This is a genomic window from Variovorax sp. 01N425 (assembly GCF_056399465.1).
The window spans coordinates 232610-246270 of the sequence record NZ_JBFTRJ010000008.1; the positions used below are offsets into that span (position 1 = coordinate 232610).

Sequence of the window (13661 nt, forward strand, 5' to 3'; positions counted from 1 at the left end):
AACTCGGCTCGATTCGGCTCAACGCAGCGCTTCGGCCGTGCCCAGGATCGCGGTGGCCTGGCTCGACAGCATGCCGCCGTTGCCATGCGCGAGCGCGGTCTGCGCGTTCTTCACCTGGCGCTCGCCGCATTCGCCGCGCAACTGCCGCACGGTCTCGATGAGCGCGAAGATGCCGTACATGCCGGGATGCACGCACGACAGCCCGCCGCCGTTGGTGTTCACGGGCAGCCGGCCGCCGGGGGCAATGGCGCCGTCGGCCACGAAGCGGCCGCCTTCGCCCTTGGGGCAGAAGCCCAGGTCTTCGAGGAACAGCAGCGTGTTGATGGTGAAGGCGTCGTACAGCTGCACCACGTCCATGTCCGCGGGTGCGAGCCCGGCCATCGCGAAGGCCTCGCGGCCCGATTGGCGGGCCGCCGTGACGGTGAGGTCCGCCATCGAGGAGATCTGCCGGTTCCACACCGCCGTGGCGTTGCCCAGCACATAGACCGGCTTTCTCGGCAGGTCCCTCGCGCGCTCGGCGCTCACCAGCACGCAGGCGCCGGCGCCATCGGTGACCAGGCAGCAGTCGCGCACGCCCAGCGGGTCCGACACCATGCGGGCGCCCAGCACGTCTGCGCGCGTGAGCGGCTCGCGCATGAAGGCTTCGGGGTTGAGCCCGGCCCAGGCGCGCGCGGCCACCGCCACGTCGGCCAGCTGCTCGCGCGTGGTGCCGAATTCGTGCATGTGGCGCGACGCCGCCAGCGCGTAGGCCGACACCGGCAGCATCGGCTCGTAAGGGTGCTCGTAGGGCTGCGGGTCGAGAAAGCGGCGCGCCGCCACGATCTCTCTCCGGCCGAAGGCGGCACTGCGCTGCGCGCTGCCGTAGCAGATGAGCACCGCGCTGCATTGGCCCGAACGGATGGCCTGCATCGCGGGCAGCAGGTGCGCGATGAAGCTGCTGCCGCCCAGCATGGTGCCGTCGATGTAGCGCGGATTGAGGCCCAGGTATTCGACCACCGGCAGCGTCCACATTGCGGCCGAGGCGCTGGCGGTGCAGAGGCCGTCGATGTCGCGCATCTGAAGGCCCGCATCCGCCACCGCCGCGCGCGCGGCGCGCGCCAGCAGTTCCATGTCGGTGAAGCCCGGCGCTTCGCCGCAGCCGAAGGTGGCGGCGCCGGCGATGGCCGCGCTGCCGCGCAAGGCCTTCAGTTCCGCGCTCATCGAGTGGCTCCTTCGACGGCATCGAACAGCACCAGGCCGCGGCCGTCCTTCACCTGCACCCGCGCGCGGACGCGCTGGCCGATGCGCACCGCTTCGGGCGCGAGGTTCTCGATGCGGCTCATGAGCCGCACGCCTTCGTCGAGATCGACCAGGCTCACGTTGAGGTCGCCGCCGTCGGCCGGCTTGCGCCGCACGGTCGTCACGGCATGCACGGTGCCCAGGCCGCCAGGCGCCTTCCATTCGAGCGCCGTGCCGCCGCAGTGCGGACAGCTTTCGCGCGGGTAGTAGACGTGGCGGCCGCAGTCGCCGCAGCGCTGCAGCAGGAAACGGCCGGCGTCCAGCTCGCGCTGGTGGAAGGCCTGCACGCCGAGGCGGTGGTCGTTCATCGGGCTTGCTCCTTGTGGACCGGCCACTGGAAGGGCAGCGGCTTCTTGTCGAGGAAATGGTTCACCGCCTCGCGGTGCTCGGCACTGCCGAAGGCCAGCGCCTGCGCGTTCGCCTCGGTGTCGAGCAGCGCGGCCAGCGCGCCGGCATCGCCGGTGGCGCGCTTCACCAGGCTCACGGCCAGGGGCGAGGCGCCGGCAAAGCTCTGGGCCAGCGCCAGCGCGCGCGGCAGCAGCTGCGCGGGTTCGTGCAGTTCCATCGCAATGCCGAGCTCGAGCGCCTCGGCCGCGCCGACCTCGCGCGCCGACAGCATCAGCTCGCGTGCGCGCTGCGCGCCCACCACGCGCGGCAAGGTGTAGAAGGCGCCGCAGTCCGGCACCAGGCCGAGCTTGAGAAACGACATGCAGAAGCGCGCGCGCGGGCTTGCGAGCACGAAGTCGGCCGCGAGCGCCAGGCTGAAGCCCGCGCCATAGGCCGCGCCATCGACCGCGGCGATCACGGGCTTGTCGAGCAGGATCAGCTCGCTGAACCAGCGCTGCGTGGCCTGCATGCGCTCGCGCCAGCCGGCGTTGTCGAGCTTTGCATCGGCAATGCCGCGCAGGTCGCCGCCTGAGCAGAACTGGCCGTTGGCGCCGGCCAGCACCAGCGCGCGCACCTCGGGGTCGCCGCGCACCTGCGCGATGGCCCGGGCGAGCTCGTCGCGCATGGCGGGGGCGAGCGCGTTGCGGTTGGCGGGCGTGTCCAGCGTCAGCAGCGCGGTGCTGCCGTGGCGCTCGCAGCGCAGTGCGGTGAAGCCGTTCATGGGTGTGCTTGCTCCTGGGCAGCGGCGCGCTGCGCTTCCTGCAGTTCGCGCCAGAGGATCTTTCCGGTGCCGGACTTCGGCAGGCTGTCGAGAAACTCGACCACGCGCGGCGCCTTGTAGACGGCCATGCGCTCGCGGCACCAGGCGACGATGTCCTCTTCGGCGACGTGGCCGCGCAGCGCGGGCTTGAGCACCACCAGCGCCTTGACCGATTCGCCGCGCCTGCCGTCGGGCACCGCGATCACGCAGGCCTCGTGGATGGCCGGATGCTCGTACATCGCGTTCTCCACTTCGGTGGGCCAGACCTTGTAGCCCGAGGCATTGATCATTCGCTTGAGCCGGTCGCGCAGGAAGAAGTAGCCGTCCTCGTCCATCGAGGCCAGGTCGCCGGTGCGGAAGAAGCGCTGGCCGCCGATCTCGATGAAGGCCTCGCGGTCAGCCTCCGGGTTGCGCCAGTAGCCCTTCATGAGCTGCGCGCCGCGCGTGACCAGCTCGCCCACCTCGCCAGGCGGCAGTTCCTCGAACGTGACCGGATCGACGATGCGCGAGTCCACGCCCTGCGTCGGCGTGCCCAGGCACTGGCGCTTGCCGCGTGCGGGCGGATTGGCGTGCAGGAAGGATGCGGTCTCGGTCAGGCCATAGCCTTCGTTGTACGAAAGGCCGCGGCGCTGCAGGAGCATGGCGGCCACCGCCTCGGGCATCGCGGCGCCGCCGCCCGACAGCAGCGCCAGGCTCGAGAGGTCGCGCCGCTCGGCTTCGGCGTGGGAGAACAGGTCGATCACCATCGCCGGCGGCGCCGACCAGGCCGTGACCGCATGGCGCTCGATCAGGCGCGCGGCCATCGCCGGGTCCCAGCGCGGCATCATCACCGCGGTGGCGCCCAGGAACATCGGCAGGTTCATGCCGTTCTGCAGGCCCAGCATGTGGAAGAGCGGCGCAACGGCCAGCGTGACCGTCTCCACATGCAGCTGCTTCCACACCGCCGAGGAAGCGAGCGAGGCCAGCAGCGTCGCATGGGTGTGCATGCAGCCCTTCGGGTGGCCTGTGGTGCCCGAGGTGTAGGGCAGCACGGCCAGGTCGTCGGGCAACAGGGGCAATGCCGCGGGCGCGAGGCCGAGCGCGATCGCCTGCTCGAAGCCATGCAGTCGCGCGTCGTCGAGTGGCGCGCGCGGCGCCGTGACCCAGCCGGGCAGCGCGTCGTCGCTCGCCGACGCATCAATCGCGTCGGCATAGGCATGGACGAGCGCGGCGCGCAGCTCGCCTTCGCCTTCGCCGAACGCGAGCACGGGCAGCAGCTCCTGCGCGACGAAGGCGATGCGCGCACCGCTGTCTGCCGCGTAGTGCCGCACCTCCGCGGCCTTGCTCATCGGGTTCACCGGCACCACCACGGCGCCCGCGCGCAGCACGGCGTAGAAGGCCGTCACGAACTGCGGGCAGTTCTGGCTCGCGAGCAGCACGCGGTCGCCGGGCGCGACGCCCAGGCGCTGCTGCAGGTAGCCGGCCAGCGCGTCGACGCGTTCGCGCAGCTGCGCATAGGAGGTGGCCGCGCCGCAGTAGACGATGGCGGGCTTGCCGGGATAGCGGCGCGCCGCGGTGTCCAGGTAGTCGGGCAGCGTGGCGCGCGGCACGCGCAGCTCGCGCGCCACGCCCTTGGGCCAGAAGCGGAAGTGCGGCGGCCTGGCGTTCATTGCTTTTCCATCGCCCGCGCGATGATTTCCTTCATCACCTCGTTGGCGCCGCCGTAGATGCGGCCCACGCGCACATCGGCATAGAGCCGCGCGACGGGGTATTCGTTCATGAAGCCGTAGCCGCCGTGCAGCTGCAGGCATTCGTCGACGATGCGGCAGCAGGCGTCGGTGGTCCACCACTTGGCCATGGCGGCCGTCGGCACGTCGAGCTCGCCCTGCATCAGGCGTGCGATGCAGTCGTCGACGAAGGCGCGCGCCACCTGCGCCTGCGTCTCGCATTCAGCCAGCTTGAAGCGGGTGTTCTGCATCTTCAAAAGCGGCTCACCGAACACCTGGCGGTCGCGCACGTAGCCGAGCGTGTCGCCGATGGCGCGCTGCATGGTCGCGACCGCGCCGACCGCGATCAGCAAGCGCTCGCGCGGCAGTTGCTGCATGAGCTGCGCGAAGCCGCGGCCCTCTTCGCCGCCCAGCAGGTGGTCGGCCGGCACGCGCACGTCGTCGAAGAACAGTTCGGTGGTGTCGAGCGTCTTCTGGCCCATCTTGTCGAGCAGCGGCCCGCGGCGGAAACCTGAAGTGCCCTCGGTCTCGACCATCAGCAGCGAGATGCCCTTGCCGCCGGCCGCCGCATCGGTCCTGGCCGCGACGCAGACCAGGCCCGCGTGCATGCCGTTGGTGATGAAGGTCTTGCTGCCGCTGATGCGCCAGTGGCCGCCGTCGCGCCGTGCCTGCGTCTTGATGCGCTGCAGGTCGGTGCCGGCGCCGGGCTCGGTCATGGCGATGGCCGCCACCAGCTCGCCGCTGGCCATGCGCGGCAGCCAGCGCTGCTTCTGCGCCTCGGTGCCGTAGGCCAGCAGGTAGTGGGCGACGATGCCGCTGTGCACGTTGTTGCTGAAACCCTGCGCCATGGCGCGCATCTGCTCCTCGCAGATCACCGCCTCGTGCAGGAAGCTGCCGCCGCCGCCGCCATATTCTTCGGGGATGCTGGCGCACAGCAGCCCGGCCGCACCGGCCTTGGTCCAGATCTCGCGGTCGGCATGGTGCTGCGCACGCCAGCGCGGCTCGTGGGGAACGCATTCGCGCTCGAAGAAGCGGCGCGCGCTGGTGCGCAGCATCTCGAGTTCTTCGTTCATCCACGGCCGCGTGGCGACGGCCCCGCCGGTCATGGCCGCCCGCCTCCGCAGACCAGCACCTGGCCGCTCACGTAGTTCGACTCCGGAATGCAGAACAGGTAGACCGCGCCCGCTGCTTCCTGCGGCGTGCCGCCGCGGCCGAGCGGGATCAGCGCCTCGGCGTTCTTGAGGATCTGCGGGTTGACGCCGACCTTGATCTGCCGGCCCTCGATGTCGATGCTCGCGCCCGCGCCGGCATCGGCTTCGGTCAGCCGCGTCTTGATCAGGCCGAAGGCCACGCTGTTGACCGTGACCTTGTAGCGGCCCCATTCCTTGGCCATGGCCTTGGTCAGGCCGTTGATGCCGGCCTTGGCGGCCGCGTAGTTGGCCTGGCCTGCGTTGCCGTACACGCCCGAGGTGGACGAGATGTTGACCACCTTGCGGAACACCTCGCGGCCTTCGTCGGCTTCGCGCCTGGCCGCATCGCGGATGAAGCTGGAGGCCGCGCGCAGGATGCGGAATGGCGCCGTGAGGTGCACGGCCAGCATCGCTTCCCACTGCTCGTCGCTCATCTTCTGCACCACGTTGTCCCAGGTGTAGCCGGCGTTGTTGACGACGATGTCCAGGCCGCCGTAGCTGTCGACCGCGGTGCGCACGAAGCGGTCGGCAAAGCCGGCGTCCGTCACGCTGCCAGGGCAGGCGATGGCGCTGCCGCCCGCTGCCACGATGTCATTGACGGTCTGCGCGGCGGGTCCGGCATCGAGGTCGTTGATGACCACGCGCGCGCCGTCGCCTGCGAGCTTGAGCGCGATCTCGCGCCCGATGCCGCGGCCGGAGCCGGAAACGATGGCGACCTTGCCTTCGAGTTTTCTGTGGGTGCTGCTGTTCATGGGTTGTCTCCTCGGGATGTGTCAGGGCCAGGCGACCAGTGCCTCGGCGCTCAGCCTGGCGGCGCCTTCGTGGTTGGCCGTCATGAGCTTCAGCCGCACGCTGCGCCGGCCCTCGTGCTCGAACTTCTCGGCCACCGTGCCGGTGCAGCGGATGCGCTCGCCCACCTGGGTGATGGCGGCAAAGCGCAGGTCGAGCGAGCGGATCGCCGGCTGCGGCACCCAATGGGTCAGCAGCCGCGCGAGCCAGGCCGCCGAGAGCATGCCGTGCGCGAACACGTCGGGCATGCCGGCGGATCTGGCGAAGTCGATGTCGACGTGGATCGGGTTGTGGTCGCCCGAGGCACCGCAGTACAGCGCCAGGTCGAGCCGGCGGATCGGCGGCAATTCGAGCGGGGGCAGGGCGTCGCCGGGCTGCAGTGCGTTCCAGTCGGGGAGGGTGGCGGTGGTCATCGCAAACTTCCGGTTCTTCATGAGTTGCGCACGACGGTCACGCAGCGCAGCTCGGCCACGAGCTCATCGCGCTGGTTGCTGACGGCGGTCTTGCGCACGACGAATTCGAGCGCGCCGTTCTTCTTGTCGTAGATGTCCTCGATGCGCTGGCGGAAGGTGAGCGTGTCGCCCGCATAGGCCATCGCGTGGTAGCTGAAGCCCTGCTCGCCGTGCAGCAGGCTGCGGTAGTCCATGCCCAGCAGCTCGCGGATGGCGGCCGGGTTGGGCGCCTCCATCTCCAGGCAGAAGAGAAAGGTGGGCGGCACCGGCAGGCCCGGATGCCCCGCATCGTGCGCGGCGGCCTCGTCGATGTAGACGGGATCGGCCTGGCCCGTGGCCTTGGCGAAGAAGCGCAGGCGGCCTTTTTCCACTTCCACCTGGAAGGGCGGGAGCTGGTGGCCGATGTGGCGGCGGTCGATCATCTGGATTGATAGAGCGTGACCACGCAGGCGCCGCCCAGGCCCAGGTTGTGCTGCAGCGCGAGCCGTGCGCCTTCGACCTGGCGCTGCTCGGCCCGGCCGCGCAATTGCCACACCAGCTCCGCGCACTGCGCAAGGCCCGTGGCGCCGAGCGGATGGCCCTTGGACAGCAGGCCGCCCGAAGGATTGGTTACCACGCGCCCGCCGTAGGTGTTGTCGCCCTCGACGATGAAGCGCTCGGCCGTGCCCTCGGGCGTGAGGCCCAGCGCCTCGTAGGTGATGAGCTCGTTGGCGGTGAAGCAGTCGTGCAGCTCCACCACGTCGAGTTCCTCGGGGCCGATGCCGGCGTCTTCGTACACCTGGCGGGCGGCGGCGGCGGTCATGTCGTAGCCGACCAGCTTGCGCATGTCCTTGCTCTCGAAGGTGGAAGGCGTATCGGTGGTCATGGCCTGCGCGGCGATCACCACGCGCATGTCGAGGCCGTGCTTCTCTGCGAACTCGGCCGAGCAGACGATGGCCGCGGCCGCGCCGCAGGTGGGCGGGCAGCACTGGAAGCGCGTGAGCGGATCGAACACCAGCGGCGAGGCCATCACCTCGTCGAGCGTCAGCGTCTGGCGGAACACCGCGAGCGGGTTGCGCGCCGCATGCTGGCGCGCCTTCACCGAGATGCGGCCGAAGGTATCGCGCCGGATGCCGTGCTGCGCCATGTAGTCGCGGCCGGCGCCGCCGAAGAACTGCGCGGCGCGCGGCGCTTCGGGCACGTAGCCCTGCTTTTCGGCCATGGTCTCGGCGAAGCGCGCCATCGGCGAGGGGCGGTCGTCGTAGGCGCCCTTGAGCGCGCCGGGCTGCATCTGCTCAAAGCCGAGCGCGATCGCGCATTCGACCATGCCGCTCTCGACCGCCTGGCGCGCGAGGAACAGCGCGCTGGAGCCGGTGGAGCAGTTGTTGTTGAGGTTGAACACCGGAATGCCGCTCAGGCCGACGCCGTAGATGGCGGCCTGCCCCGCGGTGGAGTCGCCGTAGACATAGCCGACATAGGCCTGCTGCACCAGTGAATAGTCGACGCCGGCGTCGTCGAGCGCAAGCCTGGCGGCGCGCGCACCCATCACGGTGTAGGGGTCGCTGGCGCCGGGCTTGGTGAAGGGGATCATGCCCACGCCGACCACATGGACGGGGCGCTGCATACGTGTCATGGAAACTCCTGGATGAGACGCGGTGACGATGGATGAAGTCTCCGCCGCTGCGCGGGCTTCAACAATCGCGGATCGGCCCAAAACGATTGGCCGAAACGCTCAAGCCGGGTCGCGGTAGCGGAAGGTACCCATCGCACGCGCCGCCACCTCGCCGCTGGCATCGGTGACGGTGGCCTCGCAAAAGCACACCGAACGCCCGCCGCCCGTGGCGCGCCCCTGCGCCTGCAGCAGCCCGCCCGCGGGCCGCATGAAGGCGATGTGCATGTCGACCGTGACGACCTCGCGTGCATAGCCCACGCGCGAGAGCGCGGCATGCGCCATCGCGCTGTCGAGCAGGGTCATCAGCACGCCGCCGTGGCCGCTCGCGTGGTTGTTCAGCAGTTCGGGGCGCAGCACCACCGACACCAGCGATTCGCCGCCCTCCGCATGCTCGAGCCTGAGCCCGAGGTGCTCGGAAAAGGGCACGTGGCGCTGCGGTCCGCTGCGCGGCCGGCCGTCGCCTTCCTGCGGCGCGCTCGCAAGGTGCAGGCTCATGGCGCGGACCCCCGCTTCGACGCGGCCGCTGCCGCCGTGAAATCGCGCGGCCCGGTCAGCGCCAGGCCGCCGTCCACGGGAATGACGGCGCCCGTGATGTAGGAGCCCCAGTCGCTCGCGAGCATCATCGCCATGCGGCTGATGTCCTCGATGCGGCCCAGGCGCTTGAGCGGCACGCGATCGGCCATCGCGGCCATGGTGCCTTCGGTGGGCGCGAGCCGCTTCAGGCCCTCGGTGTCGGCGATCGGCCCGGGCACGATGGAGTTGATGCGGATGCCCTGCGGGCCCCACTCGAGCGCGAGCACCTGCGTCAGCATGTCGACACCCGCCTTGGCCGCGCACACATGGGCCTGGAAGGGCGTGGGCGTGAAGGCCTGGCCGGCCGAGATCTGGATCACGCAGGCGCCGGGCCGGCGCAGGTGCGCATGCGCGAGCCGCGCGACGTTGAAGCTGCCCAGCAGGTCGATGTCGACCACCGTCTTGAAGGCATTGGGCGACATGTCGAGCGCGCTCGCAAGAAAGTTGCCCGCGGCGCCCGAGACCAGCACGTCGATGGGGCCGAAGCGCTCGGCGCCCTGCGCGAAGGCGCGTTCCAGCGCCTCGGGCTGGCGCACGTCGGCCGCAATGCCCAGGGCCTGCGTGCCGAGCGCCTCGAGCTGCTGCGCCGCCGCGGCCACCTTGTCGGCCGAGCGGCTGAGCACCGTGAGGCGCGCACCGGCGCGCGCAAAAGCCTGCGCGATGCCGAAGTTGATGCCGCTGGAGCCGCCGGCCACGGCCACGTGGCGGCCCGAGAAATCGAAGGCGGAAAAATCCATGGGGTTCATCGCTGTGTTCACTCCGGCTTGAAGCCGATCTCGGCCAGCATCTTGCGTTCGCGCTCGAACTGCGCACGGGCGTAGCCGGCATAGCCCTCGCCGGTCATCAGCTTGGGCTGCATGTCGAACAGATCCAGCTGCTGGAGGTAGGCCGGGTCCGCCGCGGCCTTGCTGAAGGCCGTGTGCAGCCTGGCGGCAATCTTCGGATCAAGGTTCTTCGGCGCGACCAGGCCCACCGGCGACTCGATCACCATGTCGTGGCCCAGCTCCTTGACGGTCGGCGCGTCGTAGCGCTTCAGGCGCTCGGCGGTGAAGGTGGCGAGCAGGCGCACCTTGCCGCCCTGCACCTGGGGCCCGAAGCCGGGATCGCCGTAGACGTCGAGGTGGCGGCCGATCACCGCCTGGAAGGCCTCGCTGCCGCCCTTGTAGGGCACCAGGTTGAAGGAGGTGCCCGCCTGCCTGGCGAGCCGCTCGGCGTAGATGCGGTTGATGCTGATCGCGCCGACGTTGCCCCAGCTGACGGCGCCGGGGCGCTTCCTGGCGTCGGCCAGCAGCTCGGGCAGCGTCTTCCAAGGCGCATCGGCGGCCACCACGATGCCGGTGGCGAGGCCGGCCAGCCCGATCAGGTAGCTGAAGTCCTTGAGCGGATCCCAGCTCACCTTCTGCACCAGCGGTGCGCGGATCACCGAGTTGTGCATGACCGCGATGGTGTAGCCGTCGGCTTCGTTCATGGTCGCCAGCGATGCGGTGCCGGTGACGCCGCCGGCGCCCGGCTTGTGCATCAGCACGATGGGCTGGCCCAGGTCCCTGGAGGCGGCCTCGGCCAGCGTGCGGAAGATCGGGTCGAAGGAGCCGCCCGGCGGAAATGGCAGCACGAGCAGGATCGGCTTGCTCGGATACGGCTCGGCGGCCAAGGCCGGGGCGGCCGCGCCGGCGCCGAGGGCGATCAGTGCGCCCAGCGCGGCGCGCCGGCTGAGCGGGCGGAAGCTGCGGTTCATGGTGTCGTGTCTCCTGTCGTTTGAAATTGGCGGCGGCGCATGCGGCTCAGGCGGCCTGCGGCAGCGGCAGGTAGCGGAAGGACCCTTGCGCTTGCGCGACCAGGCGGCCGGCCTCGTCGCTGACCGTGGCGCGGCACCAGGCCACGCTGGCGTCGTGCTGCACCACTTCGCCGTCGGCCGTGAGACGGCCGCGGCCCGGCGCGTGGAAGCTGGTGTTGAGGTTGAGCGTGACGGCGGTGCGCGCAAAGCCGAACAGCGACACCGCCGCGCTCGCCATCGCCACGTCGAGCAACGTGACCAGCACACCGCCGTGCACGGCGCCGATGACGTTGCCGAGCTCGGGCCGCGCATCGATGACGAGGCGCGCGCGGCCGCCTTCGGAGAACTCGCGGCGCGCCTCCAGCAGCCGCATGAACGGCACCTGGCCGAACAGGTGGCGGTGGTCCGCACCGGTGACGGGTTGCATCACGCCTGCAGCCGCTCGCGCAGCACGTTCTTCAGCACCTTGCCCGCGGCCGACAGCGGCAGCTCGCGCAGGAAGCTGATGCCCCGCGGGCACTTGTAGCCGGCCAGGCGCTCGCGGCACCAGGCGCGCAGTTCATCGGCATCGGCGCGCGCATCGTCGGCCAGCACGACCGCCGCATGCACCGCCTCGCCCCAGCGCGCATCGGGCACGCCGATGACCGCCGCCTGCCGCACCTGCGGATGGCTGCGCAGTGCGGCCTCCACCTCGGCGCAGTAGACGTTCTCGCCGCCGCTGATGATCATGTCCTTCAGGCGGTCGACGATGAACAGGTGGCCGTCGGGCAGCATGCGGCCCGCATCGCCGGTGCGCAGCCAGCCGTCTCGCAGCGCGGCGGCCGTGGCCTCGGGGTTGCGCCAGTAGCCCTGCATCACCATCGGCCCGCGCGCCAGCACTTCGCCGACTTCACCGCGCGGCAGTTCGCGGCCGCTCTCGTCCGCGATGATGATCTCGGCGCCCAGGCCGGCGCGGCCGACCGAGTTCAGCCGGCCGAGCGCGCGCGCTTCCGCCCGGTGGTTCGACGGCAGGTTGATGCACACGGCGCCCGCGGTTTCGGTGAGGCCGTAGGCCTGGAAGAACTCGGCATGCGGCCAGGCTTCCAGCGCGCGGTCGAGCAGGTCGGGCGGCATCGGCGCCGCACCGAAGGCGATGCGCGTGAGGCTGCGCACGCGCCCGGGCGTGAACGCCGCGTCGTCGAGCAGCGATTGCAGCATGCTCGGCACCACGACGATGTCGCCGATGCGATGCTCCTCGATGGCGTCGATGACCGCAGCGGGGCGGAACTGCGCCATCGTCACGCAGCCGCCGCCGACGATCAGCTGGCCCACCAGGCGGCCGAGCCCGGCGACGTGGAACAGCGGCGCCACCAGCAGCGAGACGGAATCGGGCGCATTGTTGAGTTCGGCGCCGCGCGTCATCGATGCGGTCCAGAAATTGGCGTGGCTCAGCATCACGCCCTTGGAGCGGCCGGTGGTGCCGCCGGTGTAGAGGATGGCGGCGAGCGCGTCGCCGCCGGTGCGCGAGTCGGGCAAGGGTTCCAGCGCCGCGCCTTCTTCTTCGAGCGCATCCAGCTGTGCAAGTGCGGGTGCATCGGCCGGCGTCAGCGCCCGCAGGCTTTCGTGCACGAGCAGCAAGGAGGCTTGGCTGTCCTGCAGCGCATGTGCGAGCTCCGGCGTGCTCCAGCGGATGTTCAAGGGACAGGCGACGGCGCCGAGCCACCAGCACGCGAGGATGGCCCGCACCAGCTGGTCGCTGTTGGGCGCGAGCAGCGCCACGCGGTCGCCGCGCGCAATGCCGCGCCGGGCCAGCGCGGCCGCCTGCCGCGCGATGCCGTCCGCCATCTGCGCATGCGTCTGGCGGCGCACGCCGGCGTCGCCCACGTGGGTGAGCGCCGCCATGCCGGGGTTGCGTTGGAGCGCGCGATGCAGGCCTTGGGTCAGGTACACGATGGAGCCACCGACGGGTAACGAAGATGCGGCACAGCTTAGGCCGCACCGCGCACCGCACCCATGGCGGGAAGCGCCAAAGGGCTTGGCGAAACCGCTCAGCGTTCCGGGCCGTGCGTCAGCCGGTATTCGCCGGGCGCCACGCCGGTCCACTGCTTGAAGGCGCGGTGGAAGGTGCTGGCTTCCGAGAAGCCCACGCGGTTGGCGATGTCCAGCAGCGGCAGCGGCGTGTGCAGCAGGTAGTCGATGGCGGCGTCGCGCCGCAGCTCGTCCTTGATCTGCTGGAAGCCGCGGCCTTCGTCGCGCAGGCGACGGCGCAGCGTCTGCGGCGTCACCGCGAGCGCCTCGCCCACTTCCTCCAGCGACGGCAGCTCGCTGCCCAGGCCCTTGCGCAGCAACCGGCGGATGCGCTCTGTGAGGCTGCTGGTGTCGCGGTACTTCACGATCAGGTTGGCCGGCGAACCCGCGAGGAATTCGCGCAGGCTCTGCGGCGACTGCACCACCGGCAGGTCGAGCCAGCGCGCCTCGAACGACATGCCCACATGCGCCTGGCCGTAACGGATCGGCACCTGGTAGACGCGCGAGGTCTCGGTGTTGGTCTGCTCGGCCGTGTAGTCGACCTCGAGCAGCGGAATGCGGCGCGCCACCAGCCAGGAGGAGGCGTTGAAGGCGAACAGCATGAAGGCCTTCACCGCATAGTCGAGCCGCGCATCGGAAGCGCGCCGCAGCACGAACTGCACATGCGCGCTGCTGCCCTGCACCGCAAGGCGCGGCACGAAGTCGTGCAGCAGCAGGTGGTACGAAGCGAAGCCTTCGCGCAGGGCCTCGCCGAGCGTGGCGCAGCGCACCAGCTGGCGCATGCACTGGCCGAAGCTGCCGGGCGGCAGCGGGCCGCTCAAGAGGCCCCAGATCTCGTCGCGCAGCTCGCGACGCAGCGCGCGGATCAGCAGCGCGTACTGGCGCTGCGAGATGCGCGCGAGCGGCGATTCCAGCAGCGACGGCGCGATGCCCGCGCGGACCAGCACGCGCGCCGCATCGACGCCGCGGTGGCGCGCGCCCATCAGGATGCTGTGCACTTGCTGGATGGCAACGGTGTGGTGGGTGAGCGTCATCGGTGGCGGCCGTTGCTGCAACTCGGCCGGTGGGATTGTAGGCAGCGCCCCGGGAGGCAG

At 70.7% G+C, this 13661-nt stretch carries 15 protein-coding genes; all 15 read right to left on the reverse strand.

Annotated elements, in window-relative coordinates:
- Positions 1-18: 18 nt before the first annotated feature.
- Entirely contained in the window at positions 19-1200 is a 1182-nt protein-coding gene (locus AC1DSC_RS16570; RefSeq protein WP_015865826.1) for a thiolase, read from the reverse strand.
- Positions 1197-1586, reverse strand: coding sequence for an OB-fold domain-containing protein (locus tag AC1DSC_RS16575; protein WP_015865825.1), 390 nt, complete (start codon positions 1584-1586; stop codon positions 1197-1199). Before AC1DSC_RS16575 ends, AC1DSC_RS16570 begins: the two co-directional genes overlap by 4 nt.
- Positions 1583-2386: an enoyl-CoA hydratase/isomerase family protein gene (locus AC1DSC_RS16580; protein ID WP_015865824.1), complete on the reverse strand. Its 804-nt coding sequence runs from the start codon at positions 2384-2386 to the stop codon at positions 1583-1585. The genes AC1DSC_RS16575 and AC1DSC_RS16580 overlap by 4 nt, the downstream gene beginning before the upstream one ends.
- Positions 2383-4074: a long-chain-fatty-acid--CoA ligase gene (locus tag AC1DSC_RS16585; RefSeq protein ID WP_015865823.1), complete on the reverse strand. Its 1692-nt coding sequence runs from the start codon at positions 4072-4074 to the stop codon at positions 2383-2385. The genes AC1DSC_RS16580 and AC1DSC_RS16585 overlap by 4 nt, the downstream gene beginning before the upstream one ends.
- A complete protein-coding gene (locus AC1DSC_RS16590) occupies positions 4071-5237 on the reverse strand; it encodes an acyl-CoA dehydrogenase family protein (protein WP_015865822.1) in 1167 nt (388 codons plus the stop codon). Before AC1DSC_RS16590 ends, AC1DSC_RS16585 begins: the two co-directional genes overlap by 4 nt.
- On the reverse strand, positions 5234-6073 hold the full coding sequence (locus AC1DSC_RS16595; protein WP_015865821.1) for an SDR family NAD(P)-dependent oxidoreductase: 840 nt from the start codon (positions 6071-6073) through the stop codon (positions 5234-5236). The genes AC1DSC_RS16590 and AC1DSC_RS16595 overlap by 4 nt, the downstream gene beginning before the upstream one ends.
- 21 nt (positions 6074-6094) lie before the next feature.
- The gene (locus AC1DSC_RS16600) at positions 6095-6523 is read right to left on the reverse strand and encodes a MaoC family dehydratase (protein ID WP_041945786.1); all 429 of its coding nucleotides are present in this window, start codon (positions 6521-6523) and stop codon (positions 6095-6097) included.
- A 17-nt stretch (positions 6524-6540) separates the two neighbouring features.
- Entirely contained in the window at positions 6541-6984 is a 444-nt protein-coding gene (locus AC1DSC_RS16605; protein ID WP_015865819.1) for a MaoC family dehydratase N-terminal domain-containing protein, read from the reverse strand.
- Positions 6981-8165, reverse strand: coding sequence for a lipid-transfer protein (locus AC1DSC_RS16610; protein ID WP_208856361.1), 1185 nt, complete (start codon positions 8163-8165; stop codon positions 6981-6983). Before AC1DSC_RS16610 ends, AC1DSC_RS16605 begins: the two co-directional genes overlap by 4 nt.
- Before the next feature lie 108 nt (positions 8166-8273).
- The gene (locus AC1DSC_RS16615) at positions 8274-8708 is read right to left on the reverse strand and encodes a PaaI family thioesterase (protein ID WP_015865817.1); all 435 of its coding nucleotides are present in this window, start codon (positions 8706-8708) and stop codon (positions 8274-8276) included.
- Positions 8705-9523: an SDR family oxidoreductase gene (locus AC1DSC_RS16620; RefSeq protein WP_041945785.1), complete on the reverse strand. Its 819-nt coding sequence runs from the start codon at positions 9521-9523 to the stop codon at positions 8705-8707. Before AC1DSC_RS16620 ends, AC1DSC_RS16615 begins: the two co-directional genes overlap by 4 nt.
- A 17-nt stretch (positions 9524-9540) precedes the next feature.
- Positions 9541-10521, reverse strand: coding sequence for a tripartite tricarboxylate transporter substrate binding protein (locus AC1DSC_RS16625; RefSeq protein WP_015865815.1), 981 nt, complete (start codon positions 10519-10521; stop codon positions 9541-9543).
- 46 nt (positions 10522-10567) lie between these two features.
- The gene (locus AC1DSC_RS16630; protein ID WP_015865814.1) at positions 10568-10987 is read right to left on the reverse strand and encodes a PaaI family thioesterase; all 420 of its coding nucleotides are present in this window, start codon (positions 10985-10987) and stop codon (positions 10568-10570) included.
- On the reverse strand, positions 10987-12489 hold the full coding sequence (locus AC1DSC_RS16635) for an AMP-binding protein (RefSeq protein ID WP_015865813.1): 1503 nt from the start codon (positions 12487-12489) through the stop codon (positions 10987-10989). The genes AC1DSC_RS16630 and AC1DSC_RS16635 overlap by 1 nt, the downstream gene beginning before the upstream one ends.
- A gap of 98 nt (positions 12490-12587) precedes the next feature.
- Positions 12588-13601, reverse strand: coding sequence for an AraC family transcriptional regulator (locus AC1DSC_RS16640; RefSeq protein WP_015865812.1), 1014 nt, complete (start codon positions 13599-13601; stop codon positions 12588-12590).
- Positions 13602-13661 lie beyond the last annotated feature (60 nt).

Bases quoted from the DNA above. Each gene is read 5' to 3' on its own strand.
- AC1DSC_RS16570 (WP_015865826.1), bottom strand. From the start codon at position 1,200: ATGAGCGCGGAACTGAAGGCCTTGCGCGGCAGCGCGGCCATCGCCGGC.
- AC1DSC_RS16575 (WP_015865825.1), bottom strand. From the start codon at position 1,586: ATGAACGACCACCGCCTCGGCGTGCAGGCCTTCCACCAGCGCGAGCTG.
- AC1DSC_RS16580 (WP_015865824.1), bottom strand. From the start codon at position 2,386: ATGAACGGCTTCACCGCACTGCGCTGCGAGCGCCACGGCAGCACCGCG.
- AC1DSC_RS16585 (WP_015865823.1), bottom strand. From the start codon at position 4,074: ATGAACGCCAGGCCGCCGCACTTCCGCTTCTGGCCCAAGGGCGTGGCG.
- AC1DSC_RS16590 (WP_015865822.1), bottom strand. From the start codon at position 5,237: ATGACCGGCGGGGCCGTCGCCACGCGGCCGTGGATGAACGAAGAACTC.
- AC1DSC_RS16595 (WP_015865821.1), bottom strand. From the start codon at position 6,073: ATGAACAGCAGCACCCACAGAAAACTCGAAGGCAAGGTCGCCATCGTT.
- AC1DSC_RS16600 (WP_041945786.1), bottom strand. From the start codon at position 6,523: ATGACCACCGCCACCCTCCCCGACTGGAACGCACTGCAGCCCGGCGAC.
- AC1DSC_RS16605 (WP_015865819.1), bottom strand. From the start codon at position 6,984: ATGATCGACCGCCGCCACATCGGCCACCAGCTCCCGCCCTTCCAGGTG.
- AC1DSC_RS16610 (WP_208856361.1), bottom strand. From the start codon at position 8,165: ATGCAGCGCCCCGTCCATGTGGTCGGCGTGGGCATGATCCCCTTCACC.
- AC1DSC_RS16615 (WP_015865817.1), bottom strand. From the start codon at position 8,708: ATGAGCCTGCACCTTGCGAGCGCGCCGCAGGAAGGCGACGGCCGGCCG.
- AC1DSC_RS16620 (WP_041945785.1), bottom strand. From the start codon at position 9,523: ATGGATTTTTCCGCCTTCGATTTCTCGGGCCGCCACGTGGCCGTGGCC.
- AC1DSC_RS16625 (WP_015865815.1), bottom strand. From the start codon at position 10,521: ATGAACCGCAGCTTCCGCCCGCTCAGCCGGCGCGCCGCGCTGGGCGCA.
- AC1DSC_RS16630 (WP_015865814.1), bottom strand. From the start codon at position 10,987: ATGCAACCCGTCACCGGTGCGGACCACCGCCACCTGTTCGGCCAGGTG.
- AC1DSC_RS16640 (WP_015865812.1), bottom strand. From the start codon at position 13,601: ATGACGCTCACCCACCACACCGTTGCCATCCAGCAAGTGCACAGCATC.